The sequence below is a fragment of the Paenibacillus sp. FSL R5-192 genome, assembly GCF_000517845.1.
Taxonomy (GTDB): domain Bacteria; phylum Bacillota; class Bacilli; order Paenibacillales; family Paenibacillaceae; genus Paenibacillus; species Paenibacillus amylolyticus.
Genome location: NZ_ASPR01000003.1, coordinates 221,592 through 242,122 on the forward strand (window position 1 = coordinate 221,592; position 20,531 = coordinate 242,122).

The 20,531-nt window shown below is 45.7% G+C and carries 17 protein-coding genes; 7 read left to right on the top strand and 10 right to left on the bottom strand.

The window, feature by feature from the left end:
• Positions 1-16 precede the first annotated feature (16 nt).
• The 8 genes from C161_RS31335 to C161_RS02795 form a co-directional block, all read right to left on the bottom strand.
• Positions 17-3,805, bottom strand: a complete 3,789-nt coding sequence (locus tag C161_RS31335) for a type I polyketide synthase (RefSeq protein ID WP_051449552.1) — start codon at positions 3,803-3,805, stop codon at positions 17-19.
• Between the two features lie 3 nt (positions 3,806-3,808).
• On the bottom strand, positions 3,809-4,678 hold the full coding sequence (locus C161_RS02765) for an acyl carrier protein (RefSeq protein WP_036668121.1): 870 nt from the start codon (positions 4,676-4,678) through the stop codon (positions 3,809-3,811).
• A 25-nt stretch (positions 4,679-4,703) separates the two neighbouring features.
• Positions 4,704-5,420, bottom strand: coding sequence for a thioesterase II family protein (locus C161_RS02770; RefSeq protein ID WP_051449553.1), 717 nt, complete (start codon positions 5,418-5,420; stop codon positions 4,704-4,706).
• A 16-nt stretch (positions 5,421-5,436) separates the two neighbouring features.
• Positions 5,437-6,432 carry a 3-oxoacyl-ACP synthase III family protein gene (locus C161_RS02775; RefSeq protein ID WP_036668122.1) on the bottom strand — a complete coding sequence of 332 codons (996 nt, stop codon included), beginning with the start codon at positions 6,430-6,432 and terminating at the stop codon, positions 5,437-5,439.
• A 301-nt stretch (positions 6,433-6,733) separates the two neighbouring features.
• Positions 6,734-7,252, bottom strand: a complete 519-nt coding sequence (gene loaP, locus C161_RS02780) for an antiterminator LoaP (protein WP_036668123.1) — start codon at positions 7,250-7,252, stop codon at positions 6,734-6,736.
• 302 nt (positions 7,253-7,554) lie between these two features.
• Positions 7,555-8,004, bottom strand: a complete 450-nt coding sequence (locus C161_RS02785) for a nuclear transport factor 2 family protein (protein WP_036668124.1) — start codon at positions 8,002-8,004, stop codon at positions 7,555-7,557.
• Between the two features lie 213 nt (positions 8,005-8,217).
• Entirely contained in the window at positions 8,218-8,625 is a 408-nt protein-coding gene (locus C161_RS02790) for an RrF2 family transcriptional regulator (protein ID WP_036668125.1), read from the bottom strand.
• 106 nt (positions 8,626-8,731) lie between these two features.
• On the bottom strand, positions 8,732-9,571 hold the full coding sequence (locus C161_RS02795) for a helix-turn-helix transcriptional regulator (protein WP_036606789.1): 840 nt from the start codon (positions 9,569-9,571) through the stop codon (positions 8,732-8,734).
• 118 nt (positions 9,572-9,689) lie between these two features.
• On the opposite strand from C161_RS02795, the gene C161_RS02800 reads away from it, so the two are divergent.
• Complete coding sequence (locus C161_RS02800) at positions 9,690-10,694, top strand: Gfo/Idh/MocA family protein (protein ID WP_036668126.1); 1,005 nt, start codon at positions 9,690-9,692, stop codon at positions 10,692-10,694.
• A gap of 20 nt (positions 10,695-10,714) precedes the next feature.
• Positions 10,715-11,662 carry an aldo/keto reductase gene (locus C161_RS02805; protein WP_036668127.1) on the top strand — a complete coding sequence of 316 codons (948 nt, stop codon included), beginning with the start codon at positions 10,715-10,717 and terminating at the stop codon, positions 11,660-11,662.
• A gap of 127 nt (positions 11,663-11,789) precedes the next feature.
• Here the strand turns inward: C161_RS02805 and C161_RS02810 are convergent, their stop codons facing one another.
• A complete protein-coding gene (locus C161_RS02810; RefSeq protein ID WP_036668128.1) occupies positions 11,790-12,809 on the bottom strand; it encodes a Gfo/Idh/MocA family protein in 1,020 nt (339 codons plus the stop codon).
• Positions 12,810-12,864: 55 nt separating this feature from the next.
• Positions 12,865-13,641, bottom strand: a complete 777-nt coding sequence (locus C161_RS02815; protein WP_036668129.1) for a sugar phosphate isomerase/epimerase family protein — start codon at positions 13,639-13,641, stop codon at positions 12,865-12,867.
• A 375-nt stretch (positions 13,642-14,016) separates the two neighbouring features.
• Between C161_RS02815 and C161_RS02820 the strand changes: the two genes are divergently transcribed.
• From C161_RS02820 to C161_RS02840, 5 genes are all read left to right on the top strand, one after another.
• Positions 14,017-14,847 (top strand): helix-turn-helix domain-containing protein, encoded by an 831-nt coding sequence (locus tag C161_RS02820; RefSeq protein ID WP_036668130.1) that lies wholly within the window; start codon positions 14,017-14,019, stop codon positions 14,845-14,847.
• A gap of 236 nt (positions 14,848-15,083) precedes the next feature.
• Positions 15,084-15,785 (top strand): response regulator transcription factor, encoded by a 702-nt coding sequence (locus tag C161_RS02825; protein WP_036668131.1) that lies wholly within the window; start codon positions 15,084-15,086, stop codon positions 15,783-15,785.
• A 20-nt stretch (positions 15,786-15,805) separates the two neighbouring features.
• Entirely contained in the window at positions 15,806-17,248 is a 1,443-nt protein-coding gene (locus C161_RS02830; protein WP_036668132.1) for a HAMP domain-containing sensor histidine kinase, read from the top strand.
• Between the two features lie 101 nt (positions 17,249-17,349).
• Positions 17,350-18,108 carry an ABC transporter ATP-binding protein gene (locus C161_RS02835; protein ID WP_036668133.1) on the top strand — a complete coding sequence of 253 codons (759 nt, stop codon included), beginning with the start codon at positions 17,350-17,352 and terminating at the stop codon, positions 18,106-18,108.
• 2 nt (positions 18,109-18,110) lie between these two features.
• Entirely contained in the window at positions 18,111-20,513 is a 2,403-nt protein-coding gene (locus C161_RS02840) for an ABC transporter permease (protein WP_036668134.1), read from the top strand.
• Positions 20,514-20,531 lie beyond the last annotated feature (18 nt).

Here is a 20,531-nt window from a genome sequence, read left to right on the forward strand (position 1 = left end):
ATCGTCCCCTTACATATCAGATATGTTTTAATCCTTTGAGCATATCCTCCATGCTGATCGTGCCATCTTCCAACTGATCAAAAAGAGAATGGACTTCCTCGTCCAGCGCAATTGCACCACCTGTAGGCGCCTCTACCTGCTTGCTCTCCCGTTTATTGCCTGTTTTATCAGCCAGATATCCACCCAGTCTATGCACAGACGGATGTTCGAACAGATCTGCAACAACGAGTACTCCCGGATACTGACGGTCAAGTTGTGCATACATTTGTTTCACCAGTATCGAATCAGCTCCAAGTTCGAAGAAACTGTCATGAATATGAATTTCATTAAAGCCCAGTACGGCTTGGCACACATCCGCAACCTGCTTCTCCCATGGAGTGTATTCTCCGTCATCCGCACCATTCAGTACGGCATCCTGTCGGGCTACACTTTGCGGGGTCACTGGAGCCTTCGGTGATGATGTCCGCTGTAGACGTGAATCAATCCAGTTCTCCAGTTCAGGAGAAAGTCTGAACGGATAGTTGCGGATCATCTTCAACATGCCACGGTCTGTCGACATCTGTCCTATCAATACACGTTCAATCTGACGCCCTTCCACCTGATCCAGCCACGCCAGAGCCTCTTTATTGGTCATGGCTTTGAATAAGGTGTCCACTCCGTACCCGGTTGCAGCAGCTGCGCCTGTTTCTTTCCAGGTAGACCAGTTGACGGTCATCGTTCCGTCCAACTCCCGGTTGCGGTAGGCTGCGTAGGCATCCTGATACGCATTGGCAGCGACATAATCCGCCTGTCCCGGCCCGCTGAATAACGTTGCAATGGATGAGAACATCACAAAAAAGTCTGGATTGTCCTCTCTGGTGAGTTGATCCACAACCTGGGTTCCTTGCACTTTAGGGCGTAATACGCATTCAGCTTCTTCTATCGTTCTGTCCTTAAGCGGATGATCTCCACCTACAGCGACCCCAGCCCCATGAATGACACCTGCAATGCGGCCGTATTGCTGACGCAGTTCACTCAGAATGACTCGCATGGATGCTTCATCTGAAATATCTGCTTGGTAAGAGAGAACCGTGGCCCCAGCAGCCTCCATTTGTTGCACAGATCGGATTTTCTGAACTAACGCATCGTTGGAATCTGCTGCTACAATGCTGTCCCACTCCCCTCGAGTAGGAAGCGCAGTTCTATTCACCAGCGCAAGTGTGATTCCCGGGTATCGCTCCGCAAGTTGTAATCCAATCTCCAGCCCAATACCGCCCAGTCCGCCAGTAATGAGATACAATCCGTCATTGCGAATCTTGTAGTCCCGCTTAGGATATTGACTAGGGTCCATCGCTTCAAACTGCTGAATGTAACGAGTGCCCGCACGATAAGCTACACCATAATCATCACTTTCATGATCCAGTTCGGCCAGAATATCCTGGAGCGAAGTTTCCGCATCCACTTGGATGGAACGGCATTGCAGACGTGAGTCTTCTTTGCGCCCAGCCAAACCCAGACCAAACATCAGGGCAGCCTGAGGAAATACATTTTCTTCGGTTCCGGTAATGGAATGGATTGGATTCGTCAACAACACCACATCAACAGGCTCCGACGATTTCGTACGGATCATTTCCTGAAGAAGATAGAAAAATGGATGAAAGGACTGTTGCTGTTGAATATAGATGATCTGGGTGATCATCAATTCTCCCAAGTGAGCCCATAATTGCTCCATGCTCTCACGCTGGTGTGAAATGACGTACTCCCCGGAAGATACTTGAAGGAATGAAGGTCCATCAAACACTTCAATGAGCTGACGACCCTGCTTCTGTAGTGCCTTACGCAGAGAGCGGTCCTCTCTTTTTTCATCCATAAAAATAACGACATGACCTTCCGATAACTTCCGATCTGAATTGCGTTCCGGTTCACAGACCCAGCCCAACTCATAATGGTGTATGTTCTCCATAGTGATGGCACTTGTCTTGGTTTGGGTATAAGGAGCAGATAGCTCAATCCAGCACCGATGAGCTTCAAATGGATACGTTGGAATGCTGATTCGGCGAACATCCTCACCCGAATACAGACTTGGCCAACTTACCTCCCCACCACCAAGATAGGTTTCACAATGATCCGTTAAATGCAGTTGATTCGACTCCGGGACTGGCTGCTCTCGAATGGAGTGCAACCCGTCTTCTTCAAGTGCAACCAGTTGGGCGAGCAACTCCTCTTTGCTTGAAGCAATCCGTACCAGACGGTGTTCATAATGGGTTCGGGATGTGCCTGCCGTGTAACATATATCTGCTAACGTGTGATCGGTTGTTTTCAGATACTTCGTATATTTGGATATATATTGTTGCAGTGATTGAAGCGTCTTCGCTGAAAGGGGGAACAGATACTCCCGCATCTCAGTTTCGCTGGTGGTTTCCACTGCACCCGCCTGCTCCAGTATGAGATGACAATTGGTTCCGCTGAAACCAAATGCACTGACACCCATACGCGCAGGTGCACCCTCAGCAGGCCAGATCCGGTTACGTGTATTCACATACACAGGCGTTCCACTAAAATCAATATTGCGATTGGGGCGATCAAAATGCTGAACCGCTGGTAAAATCCCTTTTTTTAAGGACAATACAGATTTAACAAGCCCTGTAATGCCAGCGCTTTCATACAAATGTCCGATATTGGACTTTACTGAACCGATGGCACAAAATTGCCTCTTATCGGTGTATTGCTCAAACGCCCCCTTAATGCCGTCGATTTCAATCGGATCCCCCAAGACAGTCCCTGTTCCATGGGTTTCAATATACGAAATACTTTCAGGGTCGACCCCCGCAGCTTTCCACGCCTTCACAATGACCTCACTCTGGGCTCTGGCATTCGGCGCTGTAATCCCCATGGAGTTCCCGTCCTGATTAATGGCACTGCCCTTAATGACCGCATATACCTGATCCTTGTCCTTGATGGCATCCTGAAGTGGTTTTAGCATAATAACCGCCGCACCTTCACCTATTCCGGAACCATCTGAGCTATCATCAAAGGGACGTGTCATGCCATTGGACGATTCGATGCCCATTCGGTAGTAATCCTTGTCCAGAGGAAGCACATTCAGTTTTACGCCTCCTGCCAGCGCCATGTCACACTCACCCAAACGAATGGCATTACAGGCATGATGGACTGCAACCAGAGATGAAGAACAGGCCGTGTCCACCACCATACTCGGTCCTCTCAAATCAAGAAGGTATGATAGACGGCTGGGTAAAATGCAAGACAAATTGCCTGTGACCGAGATCGGCAAAGACTGTGGTTCCACATCATGAATCATTTCTTTATACCGATAACCTTCCAGATCCGAGACCAATCCCACATATACTCCTGTGTTGCTGCCCGCCAGCTTCTCACTGGTATATCCTCCATCTTCAAAAGCGGCCCAAGCCGTCTCCATAAAGATACGTTGGGCCGGATTCATCAAACTGGCTTCTTTCGGTGTAAATCGAAAAAAAGGATAATCAAAGGTATCGATATGTTCCAGATAAGAACCGTCCAAGTATTGGGCATCTTCACCAGTGTTCATTTTACGAGAGATATAATTATCGGCATCCTGGCGTCGCTGCTCCGGCAGATCCCTCGTACAATCCAGACCATGTAACAAGTTATCCCAGAATTGTTCCGCATCATCTGCCAAGGGCATACGAACACTGAGTCCAACGATGGCGATATCACCCGGACGGATGGCAGTTGTAGTTGGGGCTGGAGGCGTCTGACCAGACGACTCCGTCTGATTGGTGTCACGAATACCCAGTTCACTGAAATCCATCAGTTTGTTTTTCATTATTTATCCCCTTTCAGCCGCTGGGCGGAGACTTTCAAACACTTTGGCAAGCATTTGATCATAGGTTCTGAAAAAAAGATTCCATTGAATGGTGTTCATTCGGGGTTTGCAATACATCGTTACCAGCATATTTCGTTTTTCATTTTGAATTTCACAGATGACATCAAACAGCTCCTCCAGCGCCACCCTGCCTCCACTGACATAATCAGCCTCATAGAATAGTGGACGAATGGCGACATGTTGTGATTTCATGCCTGTTCTAACCAGATCCTGGATATGGTGACCAGGCTGTTCGTCTGCTGTATGTAAAGCTTGTTTCGCTATAACAAACAACTCATTAAAATCCTGTACCTCTTGCACATCCAGCGAAATGGAACTGATATGGTTCATTCGATAAATCAGTGTATAGACCGTAAGTTGTGGCTGATTGCCAATCTCCGTCAACAGATATGCGAACAAAGACCACAACCATTCCACAGGCGTGCAACCTGCAATTCTGGATAAGTCTCTGATTTCATTAAAGCGATCCTTCTCGATCCTGAATTCATATCGATGGTCTTGAAGGACCTGTCCTGTATTCTGCATGTAATCCAACGGAACAGGATAGGCTTCCAGTTCCATGCCTTCCTGATCTGCGATGAATTTCGCAAGTCTGGAGATCGTAGGATAGGCAAACATATTGGTTAACGTAATTTGAGCTGGATATAATTTTTCAAGTTGATTATAGATCTGAGCAAGAAGCAGCGAATCACTCCCCAAGTCAAAAAAGTTAATCGTGGTGGTGACTCCCGCATCGGCTCCCAGCACCACATGAAATACGTCCAGAATGGTTGCCTCCAGCTGTTCTATTGGTGTAATTTGCCGTTGATTCATTGGACACCTCACCTCCGTATAGGATCTACTCCATATAACTTGTTAATGTCTGATTGATCATGCTGGTAACCCGATGCATACTGCCTTCGAATAAATAAAAATGCCCCCCTTTGTATATCCGGGCGGCACTTCCTTGTTCCGTATAACCTCTCCAATGTTCTGCACAATCCAGAATGTAGCCCTCATCCTCTGCTCCGTTCAGTATCGTGATATCACATTGCAGTTTATAAGGCTTCTCTTCGTAAGTATACGTCTCATTCATCTCCAAATCCTTACGTAATATGGGGATGAACATATCCATAAGTTGCTGGTTCTCAAAGAACTCATCCGGGGTACCGCCCATTTCCTTAATGCGGTCTATGAACTGTCCTTCGGGCAAATGGTAATAGACCTGGTCTTTTTTATAATCCGGTGTCTCTCGCCCCGAGAAAAACATGTGTATGGGTTTCCTGAACTGCTCTTCATGCATTTTGTTATACAGTTCATAGATAATCAGACTTCCGAGACTATGTCCAAATAGAGCATATGGCTCCTCATCTGGCAAATCGCGAGATATATAATCAAATACATCATCTACACTTTGCTGAATACTCTCATAGAGCGGCTTAGAGAATTTCAATCCACGTCCTGCAAGTTCAACAGGGTTCAGCACAATGGACTCGGATAACCCCTTTTTCCATTTGTTATATATTGATGCTGACCCTCCTGCATAAGGGACACAATATAATCGCATCTTGGCCATATAATCTCCTCTCCACTTACACGACTTCTCCCCATCTGATTGCTGTAGCGCAATAATACGTTCCAGCCCCAGCCCCAACCAACACGACACGGTCACCCGTTTTCAGTGCCCCTTGATTCACAGCCTCGGTCACCGCAATTGGCAAGCAAGCATTAGAGGTATACCCGTATTTTTCCATCGTCATATAGGCCTTTTCTTGTGGGATACCCAAGGCAACGGCCAGTTCTCTAATCAGATTACTGTTTGTTTGTGGGAAAATAAACAAATCTACTTCCCCCATATTCCATTTTACTTTGCGCAAAAGACGGTTCACGAGCCGCGGAATACCTCTGACCAATTGTTCATATAAATATCGACCATTGGACGTATAGACGGAAGCAGATCCATCAGAAATGTGTCCATAATGAACAGGCAGTGTTCCATAACTGATATCTTCCATATTCTCGTGATGCATAATTCCGTTCAGAAAAACGCTGTGATAGGAATCATTCTCATCTAATTCCTGTAAGACAAATGCCCCTGCTCCGTCTCCTACACTGGAACACGCTGCTCGATCCTGCCAATCAGTTACTTTCGAGTAGGTATCTGCGCCGATGACTAGAATATTGCTTATATCTTCTTCAGCCTGGAACGTATAATACGCATTCAATAATCCATAGCTGAACCCGGCACAACCCGCGCGGAGATCCAGACAAATGGCTTGGTCCGCTCCGAGCTTTTCCTTCACGAGAGCCGACGGATGAGGTATTAAACGATCCGGTGTGAACGTCGCCATAATGATCATATCAATATCCTCGACATCAATCGAAGCCTGTTCTATAGCTTGTCTCGCAGCTTCCAATGCCAAATCGCTGGTGTACTCATGCTCATGCGAAATTCTTCGTTCACGGATTCCGAGATTATGGTAAATCCAGTCCGCATTTGCGTTAATGTTCATAGCCTCCAGCCCCTGATTCGTTAACACGGATTCCGGCACATACATGCCAATACCCCGAATGGTCATTTTTCTCATGCATCACGTCTTCCTTTCCTGAATCTAAGGTGAGTAGCCCTCTCTGAAAACTATAAAAAATTTTTGAAGACAACAAAAAAACAGTTCAGCAGCTTACTCGCGCTGTACTGTCTCAGGAATACCTTTTTCAACAAAATGTAGTCAGGACCACTCCTAACTACACAGCTTCGCCCTGTTGATACACGTTGTGTATTTCAGAGTTTATGCATATGACTCCTTTGGTTGCATAATGTGCCTAAGCTTCATTCTGCTCCTCCGGTTTTGGTTGTCGTATGTGACCATAGCATATCTGAGTACATTATCATTTTTCTTGTTTTGCATATAAAATTTCAACACCCAAATCAACTAATCTGGGTTTATCATTACCTGTTAGGTGAAGCCATATCTTTGCTCTGCGCGTATGTCTGTCAATCTTCTTAATGATGCCTTCGTGTCCCATCAACGGGCCATCTAACACCACAACTTTGGTATTTTCCATATATACGGTTGAATAATCGATAATATCTTCCGGATTGATGAGGTTTAGCAATGTGGTCATTTCATGATCCGGGATTGGCGTGCAGCTTGCGTTAGTTCCCAGCATTTTAATGATATGAGGAATAGAACAGATTAAGTGGTAAGTTTCGGCGGTCATGTTGACTTGAATTAATACATAGCCAGGAAAGACCTTTTTGGTGCAGGCTTCAAAAATACCTGATTTCTTCTCCGGAACTTTTCTCTTGGGGACTAAAACTCGAATGGAGGTTCCTAGATACATATGTAGGTATTTCCTAATGACTTCTTCGCTTCCTGTGTGTACAAACAATGCGTACCAGTTCATGGCATCATCCTCTGATTAACAAATTAGCCAAGCGGAAATATACATATACATAAGAAAGAACAAAGACCCCAATTTTCAATTTGTGTAATAAAATGTATTTTATTTGTTGTAAGTATCTTAACTCATGACTTTTGGAACGTCAATGCTATTAATTCAATTTTATGTAAAATAACCTTACAATTCACATAAAACACTCACATTTTGTCTGATATCCAACTCCGGGACGTTACTCGTCTCCATTGTAACCAAGAAATCACTTACAGCATCAAGCATCTGTAAGTGATTATTATTCCATCCTTATACTATTCAAACAGGTCCAAACGAAGACGTTTCAGACTTGTATGTTTGATGTACCAATGGCCGTCGATTTTGACAAAAGTTTCGTGGTAGTGCCCAAATCCGTGGAAGGATTTGTTCTCATTGCCCTCCGGGAACGTAACCCAATCTTCCATTGGGGAGATGACCTTTGCTTCGTTCTCAGATACAAATTCAACTTCGGCGCTATGTACATGATGCACGGTTACGGCAACATCCACCAGATCACGGAATACTTGTACGATCGTATCACGGCCTGTTAATACCGGAATTGGATTGCCCTCTGTACTGAAATCGGCCACTGCATCCGGAGCAAACACATCGCCCAAAGTATCCCACTGCTTCGTATCAATATAGCGGCAATAACGCGCCTTGGTGTTCCTAATGTTTTCAAGCGCGAGCAATTGTTCCAGTCCTGTGATCGTTGATTGGCTCATGTGTTGTCCCTCCAGAGATGTAAAATGTGATGTAAGATTAGGATCATGTATGTATGCATACTATACCTTCCTTATTGTACCATTCGCCTTCTATTAGGTACAACGATACAAAAAAATCTTTCCTTACCTCTCGCGAGGTTGGGGAAAGATCTGGATATACCTATGTGCCAGACGAGTTAACCACGTCGATTGAAGTTCACTTCTATCTGCAAGTTACAGGGAATGTGCACCCTTCATCTGGGAAGCCAGTTCTGACATTTTTTTATTGTTCAAAAAACTTTCCATCTCTTCTTCCGCCTGCACCATCACCTGCTGGATCAAACAGCCCGCGTTATGATTCTGGGAACATTCGAACAGGGACGCCTGACCTTCAATCGCATGAATGATCTCCAAGAAAGAAGGATCCGGATTTTTACGACTAAGCCGGTAGCCACCATTGGCGCCAGAAGTCGATTGGATCATGCCCGCCTTAACCAATTTGGTCAAAATTTTGGACAGATACGTTGGTGATACCTTCTGCAATTCTGCAAGTTGGTGTACACTAACCAGCTGTTCGGGGGCAGTACTTACAAGATGAAGCATCGTATGCAAAGCATAATTTGTCGCTTTTGAATATTTCATGAGGGCACCTCATTATATACGGATTTAATTTATCCATAATAGACTTGATTGAGCTCTGTGTCAAACCAATATACCTCAAGCGCTGGCAACATCGAAAGGATACGGGTTAATTGTGATACAATCCGCGGTAATCCGTAGGTGTCATCCCCTCATGGGCCATGAACTGGCGGTTAAAATAACTGGCATTGGGATACCCCGCTTCCTCCGCGATTTGTCCAATGTTGGCCGTAGGCCGTTCGAGTAACCATTGCTTCGCCATCTGTAGTCGAGAACGAGTGATAAATTCCATGGGCGTCATCTCCACAGCACTCTTGAACATTTTGCAAAAGTAATACGAACTCACACCTGCAAGATCCGCCCAGTCCTGCAACAGGAAAGGTTGACAGGCCTCCTGCTGCATCTGTGGAAGAAGTGCAAGAACCCGATTCTCCGCCTTACTTGTGGTACGTGTGCTCTTTAAAGGTACTGCATGCTGCACGAACTCGGCAAGTACGGCATAGGTCAGTGTGGATAGCTGAGCTGGACGCAGCATGGTGTTCTGTTCCGCTTCAGTGAGCAAGGCCAGATGAGCCTCTTCCCAAGAGCTGCGTTGCCGCAGTGTCCACAATAGATTGCGATGTAACCCCCGCTCGATCATATAATCATGCAGACGTTCACCGTAAAAATGAACCCATCGTACATCCCATGGATCATCTTCACTACTATAATAATGCTGCCGCTGCTGCGGGAAATAGAGAAACGCCTGACCTGCGCGAAGCTCATGCACCACCCCGTCCACTTCTACATATCCCTTGCCCGAAGCGACGTAGTGAATATTAAAGTTGTTCAGTGCGCCGGCCTCACGCAACACGGCATGCTGGACGTGGTCCATATAATGTCCAACGGACTCGGGATAACAAAAATATGGAATATCCTGCAGGGTAAGCAATACGGTTTGTCTCATCATAGCCGGTTCTCCTTGATCAACAATATTGTGTTAACTAACTTCAATATATTATCATTTTAATTCATTGATCTATTCTTTATAATCACAATATACATTCATAAACGGGAGGATACAACACATGAATTCAGTTCAAAAATTGCGTTGGGGCATTCTTGGTAGCGCTAGCATTGCTGTGGAATCCGTCATTCCAGGCCTGCAGCAATCCGAGTTAAATGAAGTAACCGCGATTGCCAGTCGAGACGAAGATAAAGCCAAACAGACGGCCGAACAACTTGGGATCGACAAGGCTTATGGCAGTTATGAAGCTTTGCTCGCTGATGATTCCATCGATGCCGTATATATCCCACTGCCGAATCATCTTCATCGAGAATGGACGATCCGGGCTGCTGAAGCAGGCAAACATATTTTGTGCGAGAAACCACTGGCTCTGACAGAACAGGAAGCTCAGGAGATGGTTCAAGCTTGTGAAGATGCAGGTGTGCATCTGGCTGAAGCATTCATGTACCGCCATCATCCACGATATGAGCAGATTCGGGATATCATTGCCAGCGGTGAGATTGGTGAGATCCGTGGTATGCACAGCACATTTTCATTTAATAACTCCAATGCATCCGGCAATGTCCGCTTTCGGCGGGATTGGGGCGGAGGTGCACTGTATGATATCGGATGTTATTCCATCAGCGTAGCCCGTCTGCTGCTTGGTCAAGAACCAAGTGCAGCCACTGTTATTGGCATGTTCTCCCCAGAGCATGATCAGGTCGATATGATGGCCTCAGGACTGCTAGAATTCAATAATCACGTTGGTGTGACCTTTGACAGCAGCATGTGGGCAGCCTTCCGCAATACGCTGGAGGTATTGGGGTCCGAAGGAATTATTGAAGTCCCTTCGGCATTTATCAGCGGACAGGACCGCAGTTCCAACTTCTATGTAACGGCTGGTGGTGAACGCAGAGAGATTGAAGTCCCGCAAGTGAACCACTACTCTCTACAGGGAGATGATATGGCACGTGCTGTACTTCAGGGCAAGGATCTGCGCTTCGCCCCTTCCGATGCGGTAGCTAATATGAAAGTACTGGAAGCTTGCCTTCGTTCAGCGGAAGAACGTACACGAATTACACTATAATTGAGAGGATGAACTGACTTATGGAATATATCGAAATTGCTGGTACAGGTAAACGTGTCTCCAGATTGATTAAAGGAACCGATTATTTCGTGCATAATGCCTACGATAAAGCAGCTACGAACATGGATGCTTTTCTGTCGATTGGCGGTAACACTGTAGATACAGCACATATTTATTGTGGTGGACAGAGTGAAGAAGTCCTTGGTCGTTATATGAAAGAACGTGGTAACCGTGACCAGATCGTCATTCTCACCAAAGGCGCACATCATGACCAGAATGGGCCACGCGTGAACGCTGATGCCATCCGCAGTGACTTGATGGAAAGTCTGGAGCGTCTTCAGACAGATCACGTAGAGATGTATGCCTTGCACCGCGATGATCCCAATACCCCTGTCAGTGTTATTCTTGAAGCACTGAACGAACATATTGAATCCGGTAAAATCGGCGCAATTGGCGCCTCCAACTGGACTTGGCAGCGGCTCGAGGAAGCCAATGCGTACGCTGCGGCAAATGGCCTGAAGGGCTTCACCTTCAGTAGTCCAAATCTCAGTCTCGCCAAAGCAAACGAACCGTTCTGGGAAGGCTGTGTGTCAGCAGATGCAGAAACGCTGGCATGGCATGAGCAAACCAAACTACCATTGCTATCCTGGTCCTCCCAAGCACGTGGTTTCTTCACTGGAAGATTCACACCTGAAGTTCGGGATAACGAAGATCTGGTGCGTGTATTCTACAGTGATGACAACTGGGAACGGTTGCATCGGGCTGAACAATTGGCTAATTCCAAGAAAACAACACCAATCCAGATTGCACTTGCTTATGTATTGAATCAGACGTTCCCAACCTGTGCGCTGATCGGAGCCCAGAATCAGGCAGAACTGCTCTCCTGTGACGAGGGGTCCCGCATCACGCTGACTCCTGCTGAAATAACATGGCTGGATCTGGGCAGTGATGTACCGGCTGGCATCTAAAGAAAATTAATCATTCCATCAACAAATACAGAAGGACTTACCCCAGAGCATATCTCTGAAGGTAAGTCCTTTATATCGTAGATTAAGCCATATAGAATGTTAGAAATTGCACTGTCATTCGGTTGGATTACAGTTTAACGATCTGACCTGTTTTCTCGGATTCGAATGCTGCCAAGATCACTTGCAGAGAACGCAAGCCCTCTTCCCCGGAAATCGCTGGAGGTGTTTGAGTGACAATCGACTCTACAAATGCGTCAATCACACCACTCGGCACTTGTTTCTCGTTGGTAGCCATGGCACCAACTTTGTACGTCTCAACTGTACCATTGGTCAGCTCAACGATAACTTCATCGCCTTCCACTGTTCCGATCTTCATAACACCATTCTCGCACCACAGCACTGTACTGTTGTCTCCAGCTCTGTATTGCGTCCAGCTCGCTACGAGCGTTCCGATCGCTCCGCTCTTCATACGCAGCAAACAAGTTGCGTTATCGTCAACTTTAGTGCCTTCCTTGTGCAGTGTGCTGATGAAACCAGCTACTTCAGATACTTCATCATTGAGCAAGTAACGGATGAAGTCTGATTTGTGCACGCCCAGGTCGCCCATAGCGCCCATAATCGCTTCTTCTTTACGGAAGAACCAGCTTTCAGCTCCGTCCACACTCCATCCTTCCGGACCCGGGTGACCAAATGATGTACGGAAATTCAGGACTTTACCGAGTTTACCGGATTCGAGAATTTCTTTTGCTTTTACGTGAGGAGGCATCAAACGCTGGTTGTGTCCAACCATCAAATACACGCCATTTTTCTTGGCAGCTTCGATCATTTGCTCGCCTTCTTCAGTGGATACTGCCATTGGTTTCTCAACCAATACATGCTTGCCTGCATTTGCAGCAGCAATCGCCATTGGCGCATGCAGATAGTTTGGTGTACACACACTAACGGCATCCACTGTTTCGTTTGCAAGCAATTCTTCGTAACTGGAATACGCTTTACCGCCGTAAGTCTCGGCCATCTTCTCCGCACGCTCCACAACCGGATCGGCAAAAGCGACAAGTTCTACGTTCTCATTGGCAGCGTACTCTGGAATATGTCTGCGCTCGGCAATGGCTCCACAGCCGAATACAGCAACTTTAATTTTACTCATGTACATAAGTCTCCTTTGACAAATAGATTAGCATTTTTCATGGTTCGATGGTCCATTAGAATTGATTCAAGTAGTTCTCTTTCAACCAGTTGTAGCTATTGGATACGCTCTCAAGCGGAGGATTCTGACATACGTCTTGTTCCACGATCAGCCATTCCACGCCTGCATTCGTAGCGCCTTCAATAACAGCTGGCAGGTCAACCGAACCTTGTCCCAATTCCAGTGTTTTCATCTGGCCCTGTTCGTCTTTGCTGAAGTCCTTCAGATGAAGCAGCGGCAAGCGACCCGCATATTGTTTAATATACTCGATCGGATTTTGTCCCGCAAACTGTACCCAACATACGTCCATTTCCACTTTTACCGCTTCCGGTGATGTTTGAGCGAACATGGCATCAAAGGCATTGGCATCGCCAACCTGGCCATGGAATTCAAAGTCATGGTTATGGTATCCGAAGATCAACCCTTGTTTCGCTGCTTCAGCTCCATATTGTTGTAACTCAGCGAATAGCTTGGTCCAACCTTCTGCATTCTCAGGACGATCTTCTGGCATCAGGTAAGGACAAATGATATATTGTGCACCAATTGTTTTCAGGTAATCGATTTGTTTTTGCAAGTCCTCGCGCATTGCATGTAGTGAAACGTGGCTGCTGAATCCTTTCAGTCCAAGTTCATCTAGTAGCGCTTTCATTTCCTCAGCTGGAATATCGCCATATCCGGCAAACTCCACACCTTCATATCCAAGGGCCGCTACCTTACGCAACGTACCACGAAAATCTGCTGTAGTTTCATCACGGAGTGTAAACAATTGCAAACCAATATTAAGTTTTTTCATGTAGGATACACCTCTGTTCTCAAATTTGCTTTCATTGCTCTATCTGGTATCATCCTAACGCAAAACAGGCTAGAATGAACATATACAATATAGTCAGAACATGAACTATCTGATCAAATTTTATTTCCATCATTTTGCATCAATTGAATGTAGCTAATTTCAACTGAAGATATTTACACTGGCACTCCGATGACAGAACAACCTTCCGATCGCTGTTATCCCCAGATTTTTTTGATTTCCTTTTCAAAAGGATAAAATCCGGAGATAAAGGCGAACACTTCGTTTCTTCAGGTTCTTTCTGTCCTCTCCGTTTTCGTGTAAATGTTAAGTTAAACTTATGATGTAAAAGGATGTACATATTGGGGGATTTTATCTTTGGATACGTTAGAGACATCTGTACTGATCTGTGACTACTCATACCACTATAAAGCGTTCACTCATAATATGAAGGGCGAGTTGCAAACCTATCTGTTCCGTCTGCAGACCGAAGGCTCGTGCAAAGTGTATGTACAGGATGAAGAATTCAGGATGACTAGCGGGGATTTGCTGCTCTTAAAGCCTGGTGACGACTATCATCTCGTGGTCGATGAACCACATAAGGAAGGACGCTTGTCTAGCGGAGATTATTATCTGTTCTGCGAGGGCAGCTGGATCGAGAACTGGTGGAAACGGCAGCATCGATCTACCGTGAGCCGGATTGGACTTGATGACAAGCTCATCAGCCTGTGGAGAAATATGTTACTTGAGAAACGTCGCGGACCTCTTGAGGAAAATGCGGAGCTAAAGGATGCGTTACTACGCGGATTATGTCTTTATATCGACCGGGCAATTAAAGAAAATATTCAGACCGATCGGGCAGTTTCCTCTGCGCTGAAGTTAAAACGTTTTATTGAGGAGCATGCCACGGTTACGTTCAAGCTTGATGAAGCGGCTCGTTATGCGGGTCTCAGCCTGTCACGTGCAGTCCGTTTATTTAAGGAGCACTACAATCAGACCATGATTCAATATGCGATTGAGATCCGTTTGAATGCGGCATTGGAACGAATGAAATACAGTGAAATGACACTGGAGCATATTGCCGAATCCTGCGGTTTTGCAAGTTACTCCTATTTCCACCGGGTATTCCGGGCACACTTTGGTGTGTCTCCGGCGGAATATCTCAAATCCAAGCAGCATGAGCCTATCGATGATCTGGAGCATGTATGATGTTCAGTATCAGAAACCCATGACCTTAAAGAGGTTCATGGGTTATTTTGATACATTGAACTGTAATCAACTTTCAGTACGACTGGAAGTCAGAATGTTTTTTATAAGAATGAAGTTCACTTCAATATTTTTTCATGTGACTCCCACAGAACAAGACTGTACAATTATAGAGACAGTTTTTTTACAAATTCATACATATCCATTAAATCCATATCTATCATACTGGAGCGATACATATGCTAACCCACCAGCGCAAAGTCCTCATCATTGAGGATGAATCAGATATTTCGCGCATTCTGCGAGATTATTTAACCAAAAATCAATATGAAGCCGCCGTGGCAGCCACTGGACAAGACGGACTTCAGATTATGGAGCTTATTCAACCAGACTATATCATTCTGGACATTATGCTTCCGGACATGGACGGGATCGAGGTCTGTCGAGAGATCAGAAGGCGCAACAATATCCCCATCCTCATTCTAAGTGCCAGAGGCAGTGATACCGATAAGGTACTTGGTCTTGGCTTTGGAGCAGACGACTATATGACCAAGCCCTTCTCGCTGAGCGAATTGTTAGCACGAATTAATGCCCACTTCAGGCGTTATGACAGTATGACATCCGTTGGAGACAGAACAGATCTGTTGCATCTTGGAAACCTGGTGATTGATAAAAAAGCCTATAAAGTTACATTAAACGGATCGGAAGTTTCTCTGTCTGCCAAGGAATTCGAATTACTTCATTACTTGGCAAGCCATAAGAATCAGGTATTCTCCAAAGCCCAGTTGCTCGACGCCATCTGGGGATATGCAACCTACGGTGATGAAAATACCGTAACCGTATACATTCGCAGACTACGTGAAAAGATTGAGGCAGATGCCTCGCATCCGACCGTTCTGAAGACGGTATGGGGTGTCGGTTACAAATTCAATTACGAATAAGTGAGATTGGAGGCACCCACATGTCATTGAACAGCTGGTCCAAACGCTGGTTGTTAACAACACTTGGGCTTCTCATTATTATCGTTTTAAGTATCCTTGCACTGTCGATGATGCTGTTACAAGATCGAAATTCAGGCGAATCCAATCTGTCCCTGAATCAGGTTCGACTCAAGGTCAATCCAATCTTACTCGCTTTGGAGCAAAATCATCAGCATCTTAATGAACAAAATATTCGTGAAGTCATACGTTCCACCGCCAGAGAGACCGGGGTTCTGCTTACCTATCTAAACTTGGATGGAAAAGTCATTCTGTCCTCCGCCCCCACCTCTGAAGGGACGCAAGCTAATCTGCGTAAAGCTCTTCATTATGATCTGCATCATGCCACTCAGGCCGCGGACGGTAACGATTTGCTTGATATTGCGTTTCCTGTGATGGACGGACCCACGGGAAGTCAGATCGGCAATGCCATCTTTTCCATCCCCCAAGCCATGGTTACGGTTCAGCAATCGATGACTTTTCCGGTTATATTGATTAGCGCACTCCTGCTCCTGTCACTGATTCTGAGCTTATTTCTATTCTGGATGAAACGAAAACTGGACAAACACCTGCTCTCTCCCATCCATCAATTGAAGCAACATGCGGAATCCATGCTTAAAGGCAATTATGAAGAAAAAATCCAGTACAACCGGAACGATGAATTGCTCGAAGTATATGCCATGTTTGATCTAATGCGCACGGAGATTAAACATATGAGCGAGAAGCGTATTCAGCAGGAACAAGCACAAAAAGAACTCATCACCAATATATCTCATGACATTAAAACACCAATTACCACGATAAAAGCATACATAGAAGCTATTGAGGAAGGACTATGCAACGATCAGGAGACGCTGATGGAATATATGGGAGTGATGCGAACCCATACGGATAAAACAGCCCGCCTTGTGGAGGATCTGCTGGTTCATGCACTTCAGGAATTGGGGCAAATTTCGGTGGAAACCCGTGAGTTGTACAGTGGGCCTATACTGGAGACGATGTTGAAACCTATTGAACATGTTGTCCTAACAAAGGGGCTTATCTATAAAGGACCCAACTACATCCCCAATGTGTTAATCGCTATCGACCCCACTCGAATTGAACAGGTGATCTCCAATCTTGCCGCCAATGCTCTCAAGCATACAGCTCCAGGAGACACGATACGTATAGATATGGAACTGGAATCTGAGCATTTGAATGTGACGATTGCCGATTCGGGTCAGGGAATACGTGTACAGGACATGCCGTTTGTTTTTCAGCGTTACTTCAGAGGCCAGGCGAGTCATGCAGAACAACGTGTTCAGGAAGGTACAGGGCTGGGCCTTTCTATCTGCCAAAGCATTATTGAAGCACATGGAGGCCATATTTCCTTTACTAGTAAAGAAGGACATGGTACAACCTTCCGGTTCTATCTGCCGATCTGCTGAGCACCCTCCACAGCTGTAATACTTTATTCATAATTCAATAAGGCTTCCTCAACATCCCTCCTCTAGAATGAATCCTATATTGCACTCGGGAGTGATTCGACTTGTCCAAAAAGGTGATTATCCGTGCACAGAATCTGTGCAAAACGTACAACAGCGGAAGTGAACAACATCATGCCATCCGTAATGTTGATCTTGACATCTATGAAGGGGAATTCACGGTCATCATGGGTAACTCTGGCTCTGGCAAATCAACCCTCTTATATCTGCTAAGCGGACTGGATCAGATTACAGCAGGTGAGGTCTATTTTCGCGATCAGCGGATTGACGCTTACAGTGAACGCCAAATGTCCGATTTCCGCACCCGCCGGATCGGTTATATCTATCAAAGTATCAATCTGGTCCCAGACCTTTCCATCAAAGAGAACATTGCTTTACCGGGATATATTGCAGGAAACAAAAAGAAGGACATCCTATCCCGCGCTGCTGAGCTGATGAATGCCATGGATATTGATGGACAGCGTAACCGCCTCCCATCCCAAACTTCCGGAGGACAGCAGCAACGAGCTGCGATTGCACGGGCTTTGATCAATTCGCCGGATATCATTTTTGCCGATGAACCGACCGGAAGCTTAAATATGAAACATGGCACAGCCGTTCTCGATATCCTTACAGATATGCATCGAAAAGGACAGTCTGTTGTTATGGTGACGCATGATATCAAGGCCGCCTGTCGGGCAGATCGCCTGATCTATATTCAAGACGGCAAGATTGGCGGAATCCTTGAGTTTGACACCTATGACGAACATCAAATTCAGGATCGTGAAGCGATTATCTTCGCTTTGGTTACGGGGAAGGAATAACGATGGCTGTCATATTTAAACTTAGCTTGTCGTATCTGAGTAGGAACAAAATACAAAATGCGTTGATTGCGCTGCTCCTGCTACTCTCGACAGTTCTTGTATCTACAGCTATTGTCATTCTGGCGAACACAGGCAATCAGTTTTATGAAATGCATACCCGAACCCATGGATCTCATCAGATCCTGACGTTTGAAAAAGGGCTAAATGACCCTGACGCTGTGCACAACTGGTGGGCTTCTCAGGATGGAGTTCAGGTGTCCCCTTTGCTAACGTATCGTACATTGTCAGGCATCATTTTGAATGAAACTCACATCCCTAACATCTACCTGTACATGTTTAATACGCCTCCGCCGCCTTGGGGTGTGGATGAACTAATTTTCTCAAGCGGGACGCCCGACACAGTTCCCGAACAAGGCTCCGTCTGGATTCCAACGTCCATGGCGAATGCTTATCATATTTCCGTAGGTGATACCATTGGCTTCAAAACTGGCTCAAGCACACTCGAATTGAATGTATCGGGCATTGTTATCGATGTACCATACGGGGCACCATTTTCCAATACAGCACGGGTCTGGATGAATCCTACCGATTATCAACATGATCTCGCTACACTTGCTGGCAACGAGAATCGTATGATGGGCATCCATTTTAACGATTACAGCATGAATTCGGTGTATTCGGAACGATACAATCGTGAGACAGGTATTCCGTTTCTGGAATCCAAAATGGAGTTCGAGGCCATTGCCTCCTTCTATCTGATCATCAATCAGGTTATTGGATTTATCATGATATTCATGGGTGTTGTCATGCTCTCTATCGCCCTGATGACCATCGGGTTTACGATTGCGGATGCCATCCTGGCCAATTACAGAACGATAGGAATTCTCAAATCACTAGGTCTGACTTCCCGAAAAACGATAGGCACCTATGTTATTCAATATGCATTGTTATCCATCATAGCCATTATCCCAGGACTTACACTCAGTATGTGGATATCCAAATGGATCATTAATATTTCTGTATCCTCTCTTCGAGTGGGGAATCAGAACATTCCAGTCCAAGGATTGGATGCAGCTATACTGGCCGGCGTACTACTATTTGCTCTAGTGATTCTGTTCACTGTGTTATATGCCAAAAAGGCACGCAGCATACAGCCCGTGCAGGCTATTCGTTATGGTATGTCGGAGACAGATCACAGCCGGATGGCTGGCAAAATGAATTCGCCATTGGCGCACTGGATCGGGTTCACACGACTGCCTGTGACCGCCGTGCTTGGATTCCGACATGTGTTCAAAAACACCAAAAGCTCTGTTCTAACAATCCTGCTGACTACCATGGCTTCCTCCGTACTAGTTTTGGGGTATGTTCTGCTGACCAGTATAAACGGAATTGAACAGACCGCAGCTAAATGGGGGTATGACAATGCCAATATCGCAGCAGTCGTAGTGAACAAAAGTAACTTCCCCAAGGCTGAACTAAAGCACGTGTTAGCGCAGGATTCGAGGATCAGCAATGTAGGCTGGCAAGGGAATACAACGGGTGTAATTAGCCCGGAATCTTTGGCAACAGTAGAGGGCCAATCCCTCAGTCTCAACTTGAGTGTACTGGACGGGAGTTATCAGGAACTTGGATTCGAAACGTTAAAAGGGGTTAACCCACAACATGCGAATGAAATTGCCATTGGTGTAAGTGTAGCCAAAACATCAAATAAAGATCTCGGTGATCTTATCGACATCTATATTGAAGGAGAAAAGCGTACATTCCTCATCACAGGCATCTATCAGGCGATCGCCAACATGTCTGTTTCAGGCAGAATCACCATTGATGCCATGAGAAGTGTGAACCCGGATTATAGTGAATTTGATGTTATCTTCATCAATGTGAACGATATGGCACAAGCGGGTAAGGTTGCCTCTGAATTAAATGAGCAATTTAAAGATTTTGCTTCGGTAGTCACTCAGAAGACTTTGCTTGATTCGGTTTACGCGGAAGCCGCTAACATCCTGATCTATCCGATGAGCCTGATCGGATTGCTGTTTATCATTGTGACGTTCATCATTATTTTCAGTACCTGTAGAATCAATATCCGTAAAGAAAGCAGAACGTACGGGATATACAAATCGCTGGGAATGACATCTCGTCAAATCCGGTTGTCGCTCACCATGGGAATGTTCATACTGTCCTCCGTGGGAGCCATACTGGGTATTTTCGTCGGCGTATACCTGCTGCCTCTTCTACTCGAAATGGTCCTTTCCGGTTATGGTATCGTACAACTTCCACTGATCCTGCATTGGGGTGGAATGGTACTGTTCACCTGTCTAAGCATCATTGCAGCCAGTCTTGGCTCGTGGTTCTCTTCGAGAATCATTCGGGAAGCATCGCCACGTATACTGGTTATCGAATAATGTAATCAGAATGCCTTA

Excerpts from the sequence above, each read along its gene's own strand:
- C161_RS31335 (WP_051449552.1), bottom strand. The coding sequence starts at position 3,805 with ATGAAAAACAAACTGATGGATTTCAGTGAACTGGGTATTCGTGACACC.
- C161_RS02765 (WP_036668121.1), bottom strand. The coding sequence starts at position 4,678 with ATGAATCAACGGCAAATTACACCAATAGAACAGCTGGAGGCAACCATT.
- C161_RS02770 (WP_051449553.1), bottom strand. The coding sequence starts at position 5,420 with ATGGCCAAGATGCGATTATATTGTGTCCCTTATGCAGGAGGGTCAGCA.
- C161_RS02775 (WP_036668122.1), bottom strand. The coding sequence starts at position 6,432 with ATGAGAAAAATGACCATTCGGGGTATTGGCATGTATGTGCCGGAATCC.
- loaP (WP_036668123.1), bottom strand. The coding sequence starts at position 7,252 with ATGAACTGGTACGCATTGTTTGTACACACAGGAAGCGAAGAAGTCATT.
- C161_RS02785 (WP_036668124.1), bottom strand. The coding sequence starts at position 8,004 with ATGAGCCAATCAACGATCACAGGACTGGAACAATTGCTCGCGCTTGAA.
- C161_RS02790 (WP_036668125.1), bottom strand. The coding sequence starts at position 8,625 with ATGAAATATTCAAAAGCGACAAATTATGCTTTGCATACGATGCTTCAT.
- C161_RS02795 (WP_036606789.1), bottom strand. The coding sequence starts at position 9,571 with ATGATGAGACAAACCGTATTGCTTACCCTGCAGGATATTCCATATTTT.
- C161_RS02800 (WP_036668126.1), top strand. The coding sequence starts at position 9,690 with ATGAATTCAGTTCAAAAATTGCGTTGGGGCATTCTTGGTAGCGCTAGC.
- C161_RS02805 (WP_036668127.1), top strand. The coding sequence starts at position 10,715 with ATGGAATATATCGAAATTGCTGGTACAGGTAAACGTGTCTCCAGATTG.
- C161_RS02810 (WP_036668128.1), bottom strand. The coding sequence starts at position 12,809 with ATGAGTAAAATTAAAGTTGCTGTATTCGGCTGTGGAGCCATTGCCGAG.
- C161_RS02815 (WP_036668129.1), bottom strand. The coding sequence starts at position 13,641 with ATGAAAAAACTTAATATTGGTTTGCAATTGTTTACACTCCGTGATGAA.
- C161_RS02825 (WP_036668131.1), top strand. The coding sequence starts at position 15,084 with ATGCTAACCCACCAGCGCAAAGTCCTCATCATTGAGGATGAATCAGAT.
- C161_RS02830 (WP_036668132.1), top strand. The coding sequence starts at position 15,806 with ATGTCATTGAACAGCTGGTCCAAACGCTGGTTGTTAACAACACTTGGG.
- C161_RS02840 (WP_036668134.1), top strand. The coding sequence starts at position 18,111 with ATGGCTGTCATATTTAAACTTAGCTTGTCGTATCTGAGTAGGAACAAA.